This window comes from Streptomyces sp. NPDC012637, from assembly GCF_042954805.1.
In the GTDB taxonomy this organism is placed as follows: Bacteria; Actinomycetota; Actinomycetes; order Streptomycetales; family Streptomycetaceae; genus Streptomyces.
Genome location: NZ_JBIBDS010000006.1, coordinates 194,597 through 211,987, shown reverse-complemented (window position 1 = coordinate 211,987; position 17,391 = coordinate 194,597). Strand labels below are relative to the sequence as shown.

11 protein-coding genes and 1 pseudogene are annotated in these 17,391 nt (G+C 73.2%); 9 read left to right on the top strand and 3 right to left on the bottom strand.

Translation table 11 applies throughout. The annotated features are described in order from the left end of the window. Positions 1-312 precede the first annotated feature (312 nt). On the top strand, positions 313-1,116 hold the full coding sequence (locus ACFY8W_RS24195; protein WP_391108788.1) for a DUF4389 domain-containing protein: 804 nt from the start codon (positions 313-315) through the stop codon (positions 1,114-1,116). Positions 1,117-1,418: 302 nt separating this feature from the next. On the opposite strand, the gene ACFY8W_RS24190 is transcribed toward ACFY8W_RS24195, so the two are convergent. Further along, a complete protein-coding gene (locus ACFY8W_RS24190) occupies positions 1,419-1,586 on the bottom strand; it encodes a hypothetical protein (protein ID WP_391108785.1) in 168 nt (55 codons plus the stop codon). A 538-nt stretch (positions 1,587-2,124) separates the two neighbouring features. Here ACFY8W_RS24190 and ACFY8W_RS24185 point away from each other — a divergent pair. Together ACFY8W_RS24185 and ACFY8W_RS24180 are read left to right on the top strand one after the other, a co-directional pair. Next, a complete protein-coding gene (locus ACFY8W_RS24185) occupies positions 2,125-2,949 on the top strand; it encodes an MBL fold metallo-hydrolase (RefSeq protein ID WP_391108782.1) in 825 nt (274 codons plus the stop codon). Positions 2,950-3,095: 146 nt separating this feature from the next. After that, a pseudogene (locus tag ACFY8W_RS24180) lies at positions 3,096-3,849 on the top strand (transposase family protein). Positions 3,850-3,902: 53 nt separating this feature from the next. Here the strand turns inward: ACFY8W_RS24180 and ACFY8W_RS24175 are convergent. Then, positions 3,903-5,087 carry a hypothetical protein gene (locus tag ACFY8W_RS24175; RefSeq protein WP_391108778.1) on the bottom strand — a complete coding sequence of 395 codons (1,185 nt, stop codon included), beginning with the start codon at positions 5,085-5,087 and terminating at the stop codon, positions 3,903-3,905. A 355-nt stretch (positions 5,088-5,442) separates the two neighbouring features. Between ACFY8W_RS24175 and ACFY8W_RS24170 the strand changes: the two genes are divergently transcribed. Further along, positions 5,443-6,189, top strand: a complete 747-nt coding sequence (locus ACFY8W_RS24170; RefSeq protein WP_391108775.1) for a DUF4232 domain-containing protein — start codon at positions 5,443-5,445, stop codon at positions 6,187-6,189. Positions 6,190-6,469: 280 nt separating this feature from the next. Here the strand turns inward: ACFY8W_RS24170 and ACFY8W_RS24165 are convergent, their stop codons facing one another. Next, on the bottom strand, positions 6,470-6,907 hold the full coding sequence (locus tag ACFY8W_RS24165; protein ID WP_391108773.1) for a nitroreductase/quinone reductase family protein: 438 nt from the start codon (positions 6,905-6,907) through the stop codon (positions 6,470-6,472). A 166-nt stretch (positions 6,908-7,073) separates the two neighbouring features. Between ACFY8W_RS24165 and ACFY8W_RS24160 the strand changes: the two genes are divergently transcribed. From ACFY8W_RS24160 to ACFY8W_RS24140, 5 genes are read left to right on the top strand one after another with little or no spacing between them, the layout of a single operon-like run. Beyond that, positions 7,074-10,685, top strand: coding sequence for a DUF4132 domain-containing protein (locus ACFY8W_RS24160; RefSeq protein WP_391108770.1), 3,612 nt, complete (start codon positions 7,074-7,076; stop codon positions 10,683-10,685). Next, on the top strand, positions 10,682-11,785 hold the full coding sequence (locus ACFY8W_RS24155) for an AAA family ATPase (protein WP_391108767.1): 1,104 nt from the start codon (positions 10,682-10,684) through the stop codon (positions 11,783-11,785). Before ACFY8W_RS24160 ends, ACFY8W_RS24155 begins: the two co-directional genes overlap by 4 nt. Beyond that, positions 11,785-14,157 (top strand): DUF5682 family protein, encoded by a 2,373-nt coding sequence (locus ACFY8W_RS24150; RefSeq protein WP_391108764.1) that lies wholly within the window; start codon positions 11,785-11,787, stop codon positions 14,155-14,157. Before ACFY8W_RS24155 ends, ACFY8W_RS24150 begins: the two co-directional genes overlap by 1 nt. Then, positions 14,154-15,341, top strand: a complete 1,188-nt coding sequence (locus ACFY8W_RS24145; protein ID WP_391108762.1) for a VWA domain-containing protein — start codon at positions 14,154-14,156, stop codon at positions 15,339-15,341. Before ACFY8W_RS24150 ends, ACFY8W_RS24145 begins: the two co-directional genes overlap by 4 nt. After that, a complete protein-coding gene (locus tag ACFY8W_RS24140) occupies positions 15,338-17,353 on the top strand; it encodes a hypothetical protein (protein WP_391108759.1) in 2,016 nt (671 codons plus the stop codon). Before ACFY8W_RS24145 ends, ACFY8W_RS24140 begins: the two co-directional genes overlap by 4 nt. Positions 17,354-17,391 lie beyond the last annotated feature (38 nt).

Here is a 17,391-nt window from a genome sequence, read left to right as displayed (position 1 = left end):
CCTGCGGCGGTGACGGGGGCGGACTTGCGACGGCGACTGAGACTGAAGACCAAGGTGTTCCCTCCCTGTCTCCATGACTACCGCACGAAGTCGCGCGAGTGTGGAGAGTAGTCGAACTCCGCCCGGCGACGGGTGCCGCGCTGCTAAGGTGCCCCCTCTCCGGCAGGCCTCCCGCTACCGGGCGACCGGCGGTTCCCCGCCTGGCCCCCGTGGCGGTGCGGGACCCGGCGTCCCGCGTCAGGATCGAGACGACCTCGCGCGCCGAGGCACGACGACACCACGGGACGAAGCCCACGGGATACGGAGGCGGTCATGACCACAGGTTGGGGACCGCGTCCCGTCGCGGACGACGAGGCAGGGGAGTTCCGCCCGGTCCTGGACGTGCCCCCTCCCGGGCGGCAGCGGCGCTGGACGGTGTTCCTGCGGTGGCTGCTGCTGCTGCCGCAGTTCATCGCGGTCGTGCTGCTCTCGGTCGTCGCGTTCTTCGTGACGATCGCCGGCTGGTTCGCCGCGCTGGTCCTCGGCCGTCTGCCCGACCCGATCGCGACCGTCCTCGGCGACATCCTCGCCTACCAGACCCGCGTCACCGCGAGTTCGACCCTGCTCGTCGACCGCTATCCGCCGTTCGCCTTCGACGCCCCGGACTATCCGGTCCGCATCGAACTGCGCCGCACCCCGCTCAACCGGCTCGCGGTGCTGTTCCGGCTGGTCCTGATGATCCCGGCGGCGATCGTGATCAGCCTCGCGCAGTCCGGCTGGTTCGCCGTCGGCTGGGTGTTCTGGCTGATCGGCATCGTCCTCGGGCGGCTGCCCGAACCGGTGTTCGCGGCGACGGCGGCCGTCGTCCGCTACCGGATGCGGTTCAGCGCGTACGTGATGATGCTGACGCCGGTCTACCCGAAGGGCCTCTTCGGCGACGAGCCCGGCCCCGCGGCCGGGCAGGCCTACTCCGGCACGCGCCCACTCCTGCTCGGCACACCGGCGAAGGTCCTGGTCTGGCTCTTCCTGCTGCTCGGCCTCGCGGGCCACGTCACCAACGGCACCGTCACCGACACGGACGACGACGCCGACACCCGCTCGAGCGCCGCCGTCGCCCCCGGTCGGCCCTTGGACTAGGCCGTCTCTTCCGCCCTGTGCCAGAGCGGGCGCAACCCCGGGGCGCTTGGAGCGCTCCACCCGCCCCGGGCGTTCCGCATGGTGCGCTGCTCTGGCTCCGGTCAGACCTGACGGCAGAGATCTACCTGTCACTTCGCCGCAGCTTCGCCGGCCGCCAGGGTGACCATTGAAGTGCGGAGCGCCGCCGCAAGCGCCTCTGACCTGCCGGCACGACCGGCCCGACGCGCGAACGGGCGGCCCGCACCGGCAGCCGCCACCGCCCCCTGTCCCACATCCCCGCTGGTCATCCGCTGCGCTATTCGTCAGCGGGCGTCGCACTCCTCGTCGCACAAGCACGTGCCGCACGCGGCGCACAACTCCCAACTGTCCCTGCAGAACCGCCGCGGGTAGGTCATCTCCTCCCCGCACCAGCCACACGTCCTGGGGTCGAGGATCTCGCCCTCGCCGCCGCCCTGCTGCTGATTCGTCACGGACGAAAAGTAGCGGACAAGCTCAACTCCTGCCCCTGTGTCCACGACGTCGGTACCGAGCATCGCTGTGGACGAAGCCTGCTCTGGCCGAGAAACCGGCAGTCATCAGCGACAGGAGCGCCGCGGGGACGGTCGACGGACTCCACCCGAGGGAGGGCGAGGGCGGCGTCGAGGCGGCTGCGATGGGCGGCGGCCGCTGCGGTGGTGCCGGCGGCGACGCGGTCCGGGCAGCGCAGCCGGTCCTCGCCGAGCATGTCGTGTGGTCCGTTGTGCACCCGTCGGTTGCCCGGCGTCACGTCTCACCCGGCGGCCTCCAGCCGGTGCCGCACGTTGTCCTCGAGGAACCGGCTCAGCGACGATCATTGAGCCTCTTCCAACCTGAAGTCCCATCTCCGGGTCCTCAGCTGACTCGGGCCGGCCCCTGAAGAAGCCTTTGTGGACGGTCTCGCCGCAAAGTCGCCATCACGCGCCCCGTCCGGTCGTGTTGATGTGCGCCGGACCCTCTGGCAGGGTGCGGACATCAAACGGGGAGGGACCCATGCTGAAGCAAGTCGTCGACGGCGTGCTGATCCACCAGAGTGAGTTGCTCGAGAACAACACCGTTGTCGTACAGGGCAGGGACGGCGTGCTCCTCGTAGACGCCGGGATTACCGGTGCCGAAATGACCTGCCTGGCAAACGACCTTCGACAGCTGGGCCGGCCCGTGGTGGCAGGGTTTTCGACGCATCCTGATTGGGATCACGTGCTCTGGCACGCCGAACTCGGCGAAGCGCCTCGTTACGGCACAGCCCGCTGCGCGGACTTCATGCAGGATGTGTTGTCGAACGCGGACTGGAAGGCCGGCGTCGCTGAGGGGTTGCCGCCGGAAATCGCCGAGGACACACCGCTCGACCTGTACGGCCTGATCACTGGTCTGCCTGCTGAAACTGCGCAGCTTCCCTGGGACGGCCCCAAGGTGCGGATCATCGAGCATCCGGCGCATGCCCAGGGCCATGCGGCTCTGTTGATCGAAGAACGCCGAGTTCTCATCGCCGGTGACATGCTCTCCGACGTCTTCGTTCCCATGCTCGACGACACCGTTGAGCCGATTGAGAACTACCTGGTCGGGCTGGGGCTGCTTGAGGGCGTAGCGGACGACGTCGACGTCGTCATCCCCGGACATGGCTCCCTCGCCAGGGGTGAGGAGGTACGTGCAAGGATCAACCTGGATCGCGCGTACGTGGAGGACCTACGTGACGCCCGGGTGTCCAGCGACCCGCGGGTCGTATCGCCCAAGCCCGGCTGGGAGTGGGCAAGCGACATTCACGAAGGGCAGGCCCGAAACCTCGCCCGACGAAGCCAGCGCGACGGGACGCCTGGCTAGCAAGCTGCTTCCGCCGCAAGACGCCCCTGTCTGTGAGCCTCTTTAGAGCTGGCAGCGCTGAACGTCTTGGACTGTCGTGCGCAACGACGAAGCTCCTGGTAGATGGGTTCTCGACCAAGATCACCCGTGTTCGCCAGGAGCTTCGCGTGCTTGTCTATCCGTCCTCTATCGACTTGTCCACCAGCACCTTGCGGTTCTTGGCCGGAGAACTGAGGGCCAGGCGCCGGAACATCGGGACGCGGTGGCGGCGGCTTCCCGTGGCACGTCGGGCCCTGCTCGCCCTGGCCCACCTGCGGTGCGGCGACACCTACGCCCAGCGCGCAGCGGGGTTCGGCATCGGGATCGCCACCGTCTACCGCTCCATACGTGAAGCCATCGAGGTTCTGGCCACCCTCGCCCCGACCTTGACCGAAGCGATGAAGACCATACAGACCAAGGCGTTCGTCATCCTCGACGGCACCCTGCTGCCCATCGACCGCATCGCCGCCGACACCCCGTACTACTCCGGGAACACAAACGCCACGGCATGAACGTTCAGATTCTCACCGATCCGTTCGGACGGCTGCTCTGGGCCTCGCCGGCTGTGCCCGGCTCGACCCACGATCTGACCGCCGCCCGGCAGCACGGGATCATCGACGCCCTCGCCGCAGAGGGGCTCAGGTGCTGGGCGGACAAGGCGTACCAAGGAGCCGGTGGGCACGTCCGGTCCCGTTTCGGGGCCGTCGCCTCAAGCAGTGGAAGCGCCGCCACAACACCACCCACGCCAAGATCCGTTGCCTTGGCGAGCAGGCCATAGCAACCCTCAAGGGCTGGCGACTCCTCCGGAAACTCCGATGCAGCACCAACCGCATCACCAACGTCGTGAAGGCAGTAGTCGTCCTTCACCACGCATCAGCGTAAGGTTGGAAAACGCTCATTTACGGGACAGCGCTCAGGGCCTGTCGGCAACGCGGCTACGGCGTATAGCCGGCCGTGACGAAATAGGCCCCGTACGTGAGGGAAACGGCCGCCATCGCGGTGAGCGTGACGACAAGGGAGATCGGTTTGGCCTTGGCCAGAAAGACGGCCGCGGGCAGCAGCAGAGTGAATCCGGGCAGCAGAAAGCGGGGCTTGATCTGGATGAAGCCGCTCACGCCCACGGCCATGGCCACCAGGACCACGGTGAAGACGACGACGGCCGCCGGCGGACGCGAACCCAAAAGGATCCACAGGAGCACGAGGCCGGCGATGACGATCAGCACGGAGGTCTGCTCGACCGCGCTCACGTGACCGGCGGCCACCCGGGTGATGGCCTCGACGACGGACCGGCCGAAGTCGACGCGCGTGTTCCAGTCGCGCTGCACGTCGAAGTAGCCCGTCAGCCGTCCGGTGCAGATTCCGACCCACACGAAGTAGCCGAGCAACCCCAGCGGCGCGATGAGGACCGCGGCGAGCGTCCGACGCCCGCGCGGAGAGGTGAGCACCGCCGTGACGACGACGGCGGCGACCACGGCGACGCCCAGCGGGCGCGTCAGTCCCGCGGCCACGGCAAGCAGGGAAGCCGTGAGCAGCCGCTGTGTCACCAGGGCGTAGAGCGCCCAGGCGGACAGCGCGGTGAACAACGCCTCCGGGTAGGCCATGGACTGGATGAAGGCCTGGGGCAGCAGACCCCACAGGATGACGAGCAGCACCCCGGCGCGTCTGCCGTGCAGGGCCGCCCCGAGATCGTGGATCCCCCACGCCGCGACGAAGGAGGACACGCAGGTGATCAGCAGCGCGGTACCGACGGCGCCCGTAGGCAGCAGTTCGCCGACCGCTCGCACGAGACCCGGATACAACGGGAAGAACGCGAGGTCCTGCCATCTGCCGGCCGGGCCACCGCCGTAGCCGGGAACCAGTTCCGCCTGCCCGTAGCCGTTCTGTGCGATGCCCAGATACCACTGCGCGTCCCATACGTAGCCCAGCACGGTGGCGAGGGACTTGTCGCTGCCGGTCGATTGCATCGCCAGCCAGGCGACCCCCAGGACTTTGCATCCCAGGTAACCGTAGAGCGCGGGCCTGGCGCGCCGATACGACGAGATGACACGTCGAGACAGGACGTTCCACCGGGATTCCTGCGGTACTGCCTCTCTGGTTTTCTCACCGATCTCGACGGTCAATTCCTGTCCAATCGTCGGCGCCGCAAGAGAAGGCGCGGCCGTGAACCAGTAACCCTCCGGAGACTACTGAGAGCACGTCCGACAACGCGCGCAGCGGAGAATTACTCGCCGGGGGCCACGGAGTTTTCACCGATTGGGCGGTGGCTGTCAGCCACTCCAAGGGCGGGACCTCCCGGTGACCCCGGCGCGGCACCTCGCAGCGTCACCGGAACCCGCCCGGGCCGCCGCCGTTCGTCATGGGTGCGTCACGGAACCGCCACAGCGGTGTGCGGCGGGAACCCGCTCGGGCCAGGAGGCCGTGTACCTGCACGCGAGTGCCGGTGTGGGACCGGTCGTGAACCTCGGGGAGAACCCAATGCAGTACACAGCAGGTATCGGCCGGACCGCGGCGGCTCTGGCGACGGCCCTGGCGGCCGCCGCCCTGATGACGGGCTGTCAGCCGACCGGCGGCGACGGCGGTGCCGTCGACCCGTCGACGCCGCCCGCGGCCTCGGGTCCGGCCGAGCCCACGCCCACCGGCGGCGACAAGGGCGGAACGACCAGCGGCGGCAGCAGAGGTTCCACGGGCGGCACGTCCTCGTCGGGCGGAGGCTCCACCGGCGGCGGCTCGTCCTCGGGCGGCTCCTCCTCCGGCGGCACCGGCGGCGTGACGAAGAAGCCGTGCGCGATCGACGACATCAAGGTCTCCGAGGCGCACCAGGCCGACGTCCGCCCGCCGGGCACGGGCACCGGAGCCGCCGTCGTCTCCGTCACCAACACCTCCGCGTCCGCCTGCAAGGTGTACGGGTACCCCACGGTCGCGGCGGCGGGCAACGGCTCGCCGGACAAGAACAAGCCGCTGCCCACCACCCACACGGGCCCGGCCGCGGCCGACGTGCTGCTGGCCCCGGGCGCCCGCGCGTGGACCAAGCTCACCTTCGTCCAGGTCCAGGGCGAGGCGGACGGCTACTGCGAGTCCGGCGCGACCCCGGCCACCTACCCGACGCTGGTCATCGGAGTGCTCGGCGCCGGGAAGCACCAGACCGCCATGGACGACGGCGTCTTCGCCTTCTGCGACGACAAGGTGACCGTCACGGCCTGGTCCTCCGTCAAGCCCTCCTAGGACCCGGGACCACCCGCCAGAACGGGTGGACGCGAGGTGCGCCGGTGGCCGGCGACCTGGGGCGTGTCTTCCGGATCTTGCCGACGTGATCCGAAAGGCACGCCCCTCGGCCCTGTCGTCACACTCCCGCCTGCCCCGCGACGCCGTGCACGCGCTCTCGCCGCACCGGGCACAAGCCCGAGTACGTTCCGTACGAGGCCTTGCGCCCGGCACGCCGAGATCTCCCACCTGACGCCGCAGGGCCGCCCTCCGGGCGGCGACGGGAGTTCGACGACAGGACCTAGCCCACGGGTTCCACGACGAAGAGCGGGATCTCGCGCTCGGTCCGGTGCTGGTAGTCGGCGTAGTCGGGGAACGCGGCCACCGCCCGCTCCCACCACACCCGCCGCTCCTCGCCCGACACGAGCCGCGCCCTCATGTCCCACACCTTCGGTCCGTCGCGCAGCTCCACCAGCGGAGCCGCCACCAGGTTGTGGTACCAGACGGGGTGCTTCACGGCGCCGCCGTTCGACGCGACCAGCGCGTACGAACCCTCGTGCTCCACCCGCATGAGCGGCGTCTTGCGGATCTTGCCGCTCTTCGCCCCGACGCTGGTGACGAGGACGACGGGCAGGCCCCGGATCGTCGTCCCCTTCGTACCGCCTGACGACTCGTACAGCTCGACCTGGTTCCGCACCCACGCTGCCGGACTCGGCTCGTACACACCTTCAAGTGCCATGTCGACCTCCTCGCCCACCGCCAACACCCGGGCCCACGGTGCTATTCCACGGCTCGGGAGCCGGGTTCCTGCCCTTCGGGAACGCAGGGCGCGGGCGTCCGGGCCCGGCGATGTCAGTGCCGCTGGTTACCGTGCGGACAAGTGATCTCGTACCAGGGGAGGGCCCGTGCGGCGTTGGGAGCATGCCGGTGACGGTTCGGCGAAGTTCTGGGAGGCCGGTGCCGACGGCACGTCGGTGACGGTGCGCTTCGGGCGCATCGGCACCGCGGGCCAGACCCGGGTCAAGGAGTTCGACAGCGCGGACGCGGCGGAGTCCTACCTGGTCAGGACCATCGGTGAGAAGGAGCGCAAGGGGTACGCCGCCGTCGGCGAGGCCACCGGCACGCCGGGCGCCACCGTCACCGCGTCCGCCGCAACGCCCTCCGATTCCGCCGCCGCGGCCCCGCCCGCACGGCCCGAAGAGGACACCTTCACGCTGCCCGCCGCGTGGAAGCGGAACCTCCGCCCGAGGCGCGGCGGGACCCCGGTCACGGTCCGCCCGGTCGAGGGGCTCGGCGCCGCGCGCCTCCACCGGTGGCGCAGACAGTTCACCGTGACCGTCGACCGCGCGCTCGCCGCCACCACCAGCGACGCCGCCCTCGTGGACGCCGCCCGCGCCCACGAGAGCGACCGGCCGAACCCCAGGGGAGCCGCGGCGATCGCCGTCCTGTTCCCGCACGAGGTGGACCGCGGCGCGCTCGCCGACGCCTGGGCCGACGCCCACGGCCTGCCGTTCGCCGCACGAGCCGCCGTCGAACTCCTCGAGTCCCGCCGGCAGTGGACCAAGGCGCCCGGCAACCAGTCCTCCGCCGTCGGCGTCGAAACCGCTCCCGAGGCCGAGAACCACTGGGAGCGCGACGGCGGGTACCTCGCCCTCGACCGCGTCCGCGCACTGCTCGCCGTCACGGACGACGACACCTACGCCGCCGCCGTCACCGCCCTCGCCGACCACCGCACCAGCCCCCGCCGCAAGGCGGCCGTCAGCTACCTCGTACCCACCGAACGGCAGTGGGTCGAGGAATGCCTCGCCGACCCGGCCGTCCGCGAACACTCCCAGCTGTGGGTACGGGACATGGTGCTCTGCTCGCTCGGCTCCGCCTCCCACGTCGCCGTCTACGGAGGACGGGCCGACCTCGGCTGGTACGGCTGGACCGCCGCCACCGTGGCCACCGTCGCCGACGGTGTGGGCCCGGCGATGGCCCCGCTGCTCGCGGCCGAACTCGACCGGTCGTACATCGACACCCGGGACACCAAGGCGATGGCCGGCGCGCTCGCCGAACTCCCGGTCGACGAGGCCCTCCAGGCCCTCCTCGACCGGCTCGGCGACAAGCACGTACGGGCCGAGGCCGCCGCAGCGGCCCGCCGCTTTCCGGTCCGCGCGCTCCGGCTGCTCGCCGCGACGGCGGACGGCGCCGGCACGCACGCGCCCATGGCTCGCCGGATGCTCGCCGCGCACGTGGCCGCCCACCGGGAGCTCGTGCTCGACGTCCTCCCGGACCTCCCCACGGAGGTCGCCGAGACCGTCCGGCCGCTCACCGAGGAGCGGGACCCGGCCGACGAAGCACCCCAGGACGCCCTGCCCGCGCTGCTCACCAGCCCGCCGTGGACCGCGAAGCGCACCACCGTGAAGCCGAAGGTGGTCGAAGGGCTCGTGCCCCCGGCCGTCTCCCGCATCGACTGGCTGCCCGAGGAACAGGCCGGCTGGGCCCGCGCGGAGTCCTGGGTCACCGGCTGGCAGCCGTACCAGCCCATGGAGAAACTGCTCGAAGCGCTCCGCAAGGGAACCCTCCAGGACCGGCACACCCTCGGCGTGTTCACCCACGGCCCCGCCGAGACCGTCCGGCCGCTGCTCGCCGACTGGAAGGGCCTGGACTACTCCTACGACGGAGCGAACGTCTTCAAGCCGATGATCGCCGCCCACGGGCTGGCCGCCCTGCCGCCCGCCCTCCGCATGGCGGCCCGCGAGCCCACCCACCTGGCCCCGATCCTGCTGCCCTTCCTCGACACCGAGGTCGCGCGGTTGATGGCGGACTGGCTCCACCGCCTCAAGACGGCCGGGCGCACCGCCCGCGGCTGGTTCGCCCGGCACGGCGCGGACGCCGCCCGGCTGCTCGTGCCCGACGCGGTCGGCGCCCCGGGACCCGCCAGGACCGCCGCCGAAGGCGCGCTGTGGGCCGTCGCCTCCAGCCACGGAGCGGACAGCGTGCGCACCGCGGCGAAGGAGTACGGAGAGGAGGCCGCCGCGGCGGTCGAGGCCCTGCTCGCCTCCGACCCGCTGGTGACCGCCCTGCCCGCCCGGATGCCGAAGCCCGTCGCCTGGGCCGAGCCCCGGGTCCTGCCCCGGCCGCGCCTCCGGGACGGCGGCGCCGCGCTGCCCGCCAGGGCCGTCGGTCACGTCCTGACCATGCTCGCCGTCTCCAAGCCCGGCGCGCCCTACCCCGGCGTCGCCCGGCTGCGCGAGCTCTGCACACCCGCGTCGCTCGCCGAGTTCGCCTGGGCGCTGTTCGAGGAGTGGCGCATCGTCGGCATGCCGCCCAAGGAGGCCTGGGCACTGCACGCGCTCGGCTGGCTCGGCGACGACGACACCGTGCGCGCGCTGACCCCCGTCATCCGTGCCTGGCCCGGCGAAGGAGCCCACCAGCGTGCCGTCGACGGACTCGACGTGCTCGCCGCCATCGGCACCGACACGGCCCTCACGCACCTCCACGGCATCTCCCAGCGGGTGAAGTTCAAGGCGCTCAAGCAGCGCGCCCAGGAGAAGATCGCCGACGTCGCGGCCGAACTCGGCCTGACCGGCGAGCAGCTCGCCGACCGGCTGGTGCCCGACCTCGGCCTGGATCCCGACGGCAGCACCGTCGTGGACTACGGCACCCGGCGCTTCACCGTCGGCTTCGACGAGCAGCTCAAGCCCTACGTCCGCGACGAGGCCGGCAGCCGCCTCAAGGACCTGCCCAAGCCGGGCGCGCGCGACGAGACGGAACGCGCCACCGCCGAGCGCAAGCGCTTCCTCACCCTCAAGAAGGACGTCCGGACCATCGCCGCCGACCAGGTGCGGCGCCTGGAGTCGGCGATGGCCGAGGGCCGCACCTGGACCGGCGCCGAGTTCCGGCAGCTCTTCGTCGAGCACCCGCTCGTGTGGCACCTCGCCCGCCGGCTGGTCTGGCACGCCGAGCACGAGGGCCGGGCCCTCGCCTTCCGAATCGCCGAGGACCGGACCTACGCGGACGTCGACGACGAGACCGTGACCGTCGCGGACGCGGCCACCGTCACCCTGCCACACCCGCTGCACCTCACGGAGGAGCTGGACGGCTGGGCCGAGCTGTTCGCCGACTACGAGATCGTCCAGCCGTTCCCGCAGCTGGGCCGGCCCGTGCTCACGGCGACCGAGGAGGAGGCCGCGGGCGCCCGGCTGACCCGGTTCGAAGGCATCACGGTCCCCGTCGGCAAGCTCCTCGGGCTGCAGAAGCGCGGCTGGGAGCGGGGCGAGCCGCAGGACGCCGGCGTGGAGCGCTGGTTCTCCCGCCGACTCGGGCCCGAGCGCTATCTGGTCATCGAACTGGACCCGGGCATCGCCGTCGGCCTCATCAGCGAGTTCCCCGACCAGAAGCTGGACACCGTCTGGCTCGACAAGCAGCCCTGCGACCACTGGGCCTCCCGCGAGCACCAGCTGCGCTTCGCCGACCTCGACCCGGTGACCGTCTCCGAAATCCTCGCCGACCTCACGGAGCTGACCTCGTGACCACCTTCCCCGAGCAGGAGCAGCGACTCCAGCGCCCGCCCGCCGAGGTCCGCCACGCCGAGGAGCTGGCCGCCCTGCGCGCCGCCGACACCGATCCGCGTCCGCCGGGCTGGCAGCTGAGCCTGCGCGCCGCGCGCCGGTTCGTCACCGGCGACCAGGAGGCCGGCATCGGCCGGAAGTTCGTCGGCGACACGGCGCTCGTCGAGCGTGCCCTGGTGACGCTGGCGACCAACCGCGGCCTCATGCTCGTCGGCGAGCCGGGCACCGCCAAGTCCCTGCTGTCCGAGCTCGTCGCGGCGGCCGTGTCCGGCGACTCCACGCTCGTCGTCCAGGGCGGCGCCGCCACCACCGAGGACCACATCAAGTACTCCTGGAACTACGCCCTCCTCGTGTCCGAGGGCCCGTCCGAACGCTCGCTCGTCCCCGCCCCCATGCTGAAGGGCATGGCGGAAGGACGCCTCGTCCGCTTCGAGGAGATCACCCGCTGCCCGCTCGAAGTGCAGGACTCCCTGCTCTCCCTGCTCTCCGAACGGGTGGTGGCCGTACCCGAGCTGGAAGGCCCGCAGGGCATGGTCTTCGCCCGGCAGGGCTTCAACGTGATCGCCACCGCCAACACCCGCGACCGCGGCGTCAACGAGATGAGCGCCGCGCTCAAGCGCCGCTTCAACTTCGAGACCGTCTTCCCCATCACCGACCTCGACACCGAGATCGCCCTGGTCGAGGCCGAGGCGACCGCGTTGCTGCGCCGCTCGGGCGTCACCGTGGCACCCGACCGCGAGGTCCTGGAGGTCCTCGTCACCACCTTCCGCGAACTGCGCTCAGGAGCCGCCCACGAAGGCGGCGGCGCCGACCGGCTCTCGGCGGTCATGAGCACGGCCGAAGCGGTCTCCGTCGCCCACGCGGTCGGCGTCCGCGGCTGGTTCCTGCGTGGCGAGCCCGGCGACGCGGCCGACGTCGTCACCTGCCTCGCGGGCACGGCCGCCAAGGACAGCCCCGAGGACCTGGCCCGGCTGCGCCGGTACCTGGAGCAGCGGGTCGCCGGCCGGCGCGGCGCCCAGTGGAAGGCGCTGCACGCGGCGCGGCACCTGCTGGCGGGCTGATGACCGTCACGTACCTCGGCGTGCGCCACCACTCACCCGCGTGCGCCCGCCTCGTCGCCCGCGCCATCGCGGAACTGCGGCCCGCGCACGTCCTCGTCGAGGGGCCGTCCGACCTCAACGGGCGCCTCGACGAGCTGCTGCTCGGGCACGAGCTGCCCGTCGCCGTGTTCAGCCACTACCGCGACGCGGAGCGGGCCGCGACCTCGTGGACCCCGCTGTGCGACTACTCGCCCGAGTGGATCGCCCTCGCGCACGGCCGTGCCGCCGGGGCCGAGGTCCGGTTCATCGACCTGCCCGCCTGGCACCCCGCGTTCGAGGGCCGCGCCAACCGGTACGCGGACGCCGAGGCGCGCTACGCCGACGCGACCGCCCGGCTCTGCCGTCGCTTCGGCGTGGACTCGGTGGACGCGCTGTGGGACCGGATGGTCGAGGCCGACCCGGACGCCGCCGACCTGACGGCCCGCCTGGAGACGTACTTCGACGTCGTCCGCGGCGACACCGAGGCCGACCCGTCGGACCGGGCGCGCGAGGAGTACATGGCCTCCTGGGTCCGCGCGGCCCGTGCCGCGGCCGGCGACCGGCCGGTCCTGGTGGTCACCGGAGGCTTCCACCGCCCCGCGATCCGCCGGCTCGCCGGACGACCGCCCGCCGACGGACCGGTCACCGGCGGCCGGGACCGGGCATGGCCCGAGGTGCCCGCCGCGCCCGAGGACGCCGTGGTCGGCAGCTTCCTCGTGCCCTACTCCTTCCGGCAGCTCGACGCCTTCGCCGGCTACGAGTCGGGCATGCCCTCGCCCGCGTACCACCAGTGGCTGTGGGAGCACGGCCGCGAGGCCGCGGGCGACCGGCTCGTGCGGTCGGTCGTCGGCCGCCTGCGGGCCCGCAGCCATCCCGTGTCGACGGCCTCCCTCGTCGCCGCCCGCACGTCGGCGCTCGCGCTCGCCGCCCTGCGCGGACACCCCGGCCCGGCCCGACTCGACCTGCTCGACGGGCTCGCCGGAGCGCTGATCACGGAGGCCCTCGACGAGCCGCTGCCCTGGACCCGGCGCGGCCCGCTGCGGCCCGGCTCGCACCCGGTCGTGGCGGAGATGGTCGCGGCGTGCGGAGGCGAACGCACCGGCAGGCTCCACCCGGACACGCCCGTACCGCCGCTCGTCCACGACGTGGCGGCCCGGCTCGCCGCCCTCGGCCTGGACACCGGCGAGCCCGTGACCGTACGCCTGACCGACCCTTCGGGGCGCGACCGCAGCCGGGTCCTGCACCGGCTCAGAGTGCTCGGGGTCCCCGGCCACGAGCGGGTCTCCGGCCCGTCCCACGGCACCGATCCGGTCGTCGAGGAACGCTGGGAACCACGCGCGTCGGCGGGCCGCGAGGCCGCGCTGATCGAGGCCGGCGGCTTCGGCGCCCGGCTCGACGAGGCGGCCGTCGTGGCGCTCGGCGACCGCGCGACGGCCGCCGGAGCCGACTGCGGACGCCTGGCCGAGGTCCTGTTCGACGCCGTGGCGTGCGGTGCGACCGAGCTGGCCGGCCCCCTGGTCGCCCGACTGCGATCGGGCCTCGCCGCGGCCGCCAGGCCGGGCCCGCTCGGCACGGCCCTCGCCACCGCGCTCGGCCTCTGGCGCCACGACCGCGTGTACGGCGTGGCCCGCGACCCGCTGCTGGGAGCCGTCGTCGACACCGCCGTGTCCCGCGTGCTCTGGCTCGTCGAAGGCGCAGGCGGCGGACCGGCCTCGACCGGCCCCGACCGCGAGCGGCTGCGGGCCCTGGCCGCGGTCCGCGACGCCTGTCTCCACGCCGACACCCTCCTCACCGTGTCACGCGAGGCGGCCGTCGACGTGTTCCGGCGCGTCAGCAACGACCCCCTGGCGCCGGCGGACCTGCGGGGCGCGGCCTTCGGCCTGTGCCGCGTCCTGGATCCGGCCCGCCGGACGCCGGACCGAGGCGCCGGTGAGCCGGACACGGGCCGGCGCACGCCGGAGCGGGCCGAACCCGCCGTCGCCGTACGGGCCGTGAGCGAGCCCCGGGTGCTCGGCGACTGGCTGGCCGGGCTCTTCGCCGTCGCCCGCGAAGAGCTCGGCGCGACGCCGGGGGAGCGGGGCCCGCTCGTCGTGGCCCTCGACGACCTGGTGGCCGCCATGACCGAGACCGACTTCCTCGTCGCCCTCCCGTCCCTGCGGGAGGCCTTCGCCTACTTCCCACCCGCGGAACGGGAGCAGATCGCCGCCCGCCTGATCGAACGCCGCGGCCTGCGCGGCTCCTCCCGCGCCCTTCTCCGCACCACCGCCGACCCGCTGCTGATCGCCCAGGCACGGGAACTGGAGGACCACGTGTCACGCGCCCTCGACCGCCTCGGCCTCGGAGCCACCCGATGAGGCCCACGAAGCCCGCGCCCGCCGCCACGGATGCCTACCCCGCCACCGATGCCGCCCCCGCCACCGATGCCGGGCTCGAGCGGTGGCGGCTCATCCTCGGCAGGCCCGCCGAGCGCCACACCGGGCCCCTCGAAGCGGCCGCCGCCGCCCGGGACGCCGCCCTCGACTGGCTCTACGGCCGTGACGCCGAGCAGGCCCGCCGAGGAGTGCGCGGCACCGGCCGCGAGGGCGGCGACGGCGCCTCGGCCGTCACGCCCGTGGACTGGCTCGACGACATCCACCGCCTCTTCCCCCGCGAGACCGTGGAGCGCCTCGAGCGGGACGCCGTCGAGCGCTACGAGATCCACGAGATCGTCACCGACCCGGCCGTCCTCGAACGCGTGGAACCCGACCAGGCCCTCCTCAAAGCCGTGCTGCGCACCAAGCACCTGATGAACCCCGAAGTGCTGCGCCTCGCCCGGCGCATCGTCGAGACCGTGGTGCGGCGCCTGATGGAGCGGCTCACGCCCGAGGTCCGCCGCTCCTTCACCGGCACCCGTTCGCGCCGCCCGAGCCGGCTCGCCCTCGCCCGTGACTTCGACTTCCACGGCACCGTCCGCGCCAACCTCGCCCACTACCGGCCCGAGGAGCGCCGGCTGCTCATCCAGCGGCCCCGCTTCCACTCCCGCACCCGCCGGCACCTGGAGCAGTGGCAGCTGATCCTCCTCGTCGACCAGTCCGGCTCCATGGTCGACTCCGTCATCCACTCCGCCGTGACGGCGGCGAGCCTGTGGGGACTGCCCGGACTCAAGACCCACCTGGTCGCCTTCGACACCTCCGTGGTCGACCTGACCAGCGACGTCACCGATCCGGTCGAACTCCTGATGCGGGTACAGCTCGGCGGCGGCACGGACATCGCCCGCGCCGTCGCGTACGGCACGGGACTCGTCGACAACCCGCGCCGGGCCATCGTCGCGCTCGTCACCGACTTCTACGAGGGCGGCGACGACCACAGGCTGGTGCGCGGCGTCCGCGCGCTCGTCGAACAGGGCACCACCGTCCTTGGCCTCGCCGCCCTCGACGAGGAGGCCCGGCCGGCCTACGACCGGCAGGTCGCCCAGCGCCTCGCCGACGCGGGCGCGCACGTCGGCGCCATGACGCCCGGTCAGCTCGCCGAGTTCGTCGCGGAGAGGCTCGGCCGATGACCCGTACCGACCTGCTCGCCCTGGACACCACCACGCTCGCCGCGCTCTCCAACCGCGGACTCGTCAAGCGCGCCGTCAAGGACCTCGACGCCGGCGCGGGCGCCACCGTCACCACCGGTCCCGAGGGCACGCTCACCGGCGCCTTCCCCGACGGCACCACCGCGTCCCTCGCACCCGCCGCGGGACTCGACCAGGGCGTGTGCAGCTGCGGCGCGCCCGGCGTCTGCCGCCATCTCCTCGGCCTCGTCCTCGCCCACCAGAGGACCCACACCCACACCCCCACTCCACAGGCCGGCGACGTCGGCGGCACCCGACCGGACACGGCACCACCTCCGCCGTGGCGGCCCTGGTCCCCGGGCCGCACCGACGACGAGACCCTGACCGCCGCCGTCGGCGCCCGCCCCATGGCCTCCGCCCGCCGCGCCCTGGCCCGCGGCTACACCGCACGGCTGCGCCACCCCACGCCCGACGAGCCAGCCGCCGTCGCCGAACTGCCCACCTGTACCGTCCGCTTCCCGGTACGGGACGGCGTCGCCCACGCCGTCACGGACGCCGCGGACGCCCTGCGCGGCGAGTCGATCGCGCTCGCCGTGTGGGCCTTCCGCGCCGCGCTCGATGCGAGCCCCGACGACCCGCCGCGCCAGATCGACGTCGGCGGCCGTACGACCACGACGGCACGCGACGCCGCCCTCGCCTCGGCCACCTCCCTCGCGGCCGAACTGCTCCTCGACGGCGCCGCGCACACGGGCCCCGTCCTCACCGCCGCGCTCGGCCGGATCCGCGACGAACTGACCGCCGCCGCCCTGCACTGGCCCGCGGGCGTGCTCACGGACGTCGCCGTCCAGGTCGAGCAGTACGCCGGACGCGGCGCCGGTTTCCGCGCCGAGGAGCTGGCCGCCCTGCTCGCCGAGCTCGACGCCCGGACACGGGCCGGCGGCGGAGGACTCGCCCAGGCGCAGGTCCTGGGCACGGGGGAGCGTGGCGACACCCCGCTGCGCCGCACCCGGCTCACCGCCCTCGGCTGCCGCGTCTCCGGCACCCCCGCCGACCGCACGGCGGAGGTGTTCCTCGCCCACGGCGGCGCGGGCATCGCGCTGGTACTGCGCCGCCGTTGGGCCCTGGCCGAAGGCCAGGAACCGGCCGGACACGAACTGGCCGCACGCCGCCTCCTCGGCACCACCCTGGGCGCCGTCGCCACCGGCAACCTGGTCAGCGAGAGCGCCTCCCGCACGCCGGGACGCACCGTGACGATCGGCGGCGGCAGACTGGCCGCTACGAGCGTGACTCCGGTCGGCGCCTCCTGGGCCGACCTCCCCGAGCCGCTGCTCGTTCGGGACTTCGCCGCCCACGCGGCGGCACTGCGCGAGCTGCCGCCCCGCTTCGTCCGCCCCCGCATCGAGGCCGACACGGTCAGGGTGGTCGAGGTCCACGCCGTCGAGGACATCGGCTACGACCCGGCACGCCAGCAGCTCGCCGCCACGGTCCGCGACGCCCACGGCACACCCGCCACGGTGGCCGCTCCCCACAACCCGTACGCGCCCGGCGGACTCGACGCGCTCGCCGCCGCCCTGCGCGGCGCGCACGGCGTCCTGCGCCACCTCAGCTGCACGGTCCGCGCCGCAGGCGACGGCCTCGTCCTCGACCCGATCGCGGCCCTCACCGCCGACGGGATGCTCGTCCCCGACCTCGCGCCCCCGGCCCCCGCGACACCTCTCGCACCGACGCCACACCCCGCACCGGGCGATCCGGTCACCGCCGCCCTGGCGTCCGGGCTCGCCGCCCTGTCCGCCGCGACCGTCCACGGCCTGCGCCGGCTGCCCGAGGGCGCCCGCACCGCCCTCGACGACGCGGCGGCCCGCCTGGCCCGCATCGGCCTGACCACCGCCGCCGCACACCTGCGCGGAATACCGGCGGCCCTGACGGGCCAGGGCGCCGAGCCGGCCGTACGGCTCTGGCTCGACGCCGAGCTGTACCTCCTCACGGCCCAGGAACTGCACGCCCGCACCGCCTGAACGGCCGACCGGGGGAGCGGACCGCCACCCCGGTGCGC

Excerpts from the sequence above, each read along its gene's own strand:
- ACFY8W_RS24195 (WP_391108788.1), top strand. The coding sequence starts at position 313 with ATGACCACAGGTTGGGGACCGCGTCCCGTCGCGGACGACGAGGCAGGG.
- ACFY8W_RS24185 (WP_391108782.1), top strand. The coding sequence starts at position 2,125 with ATGCTGAAGCAAGTCGTCGACGGCGTGCTGATCCACCAGAGTGAGTTG.
- ACFY8W_RS24170 (WP_391108775.1), top strand. The coding sequence starts at position 5,443 with ATGCAGTACACAGCAGGTATCGGCCGGACCGCGGCGGCTCTGGCGACG.
- ACFY8W_RS24165 (WP_391108773.1), bottom strand. The coding sequence starts at position 6,907 with ATGGCACTTGAAGGTGTGTACGAGCCGAGTCCGGCAGCGTGGGTGCGG.
- ACFY8W_RS24150 (WP_391108764.1), top strand. The coding sequence starts at position 11,785 with ATGACCGTCACGTACCTCGGCGTGCGCCACCACTCACCCGCGTGCGCC.
- ACFY8W_RS24145 (WP_391108762.1), top strand. The coding sequence starts at position 14,154 with ATGAGGCCCACGAAGCCCGCGCCCGCCGCCACGGATGCCTACCCCGCC.
- ACFY8W_RS24140 (WP_391108759.1), top strand. The coding sequence starts at position 15,338 with ATGACCCGTACCGACCTGCTCGCCCTGGACACCACCACGCTCGCCGCG.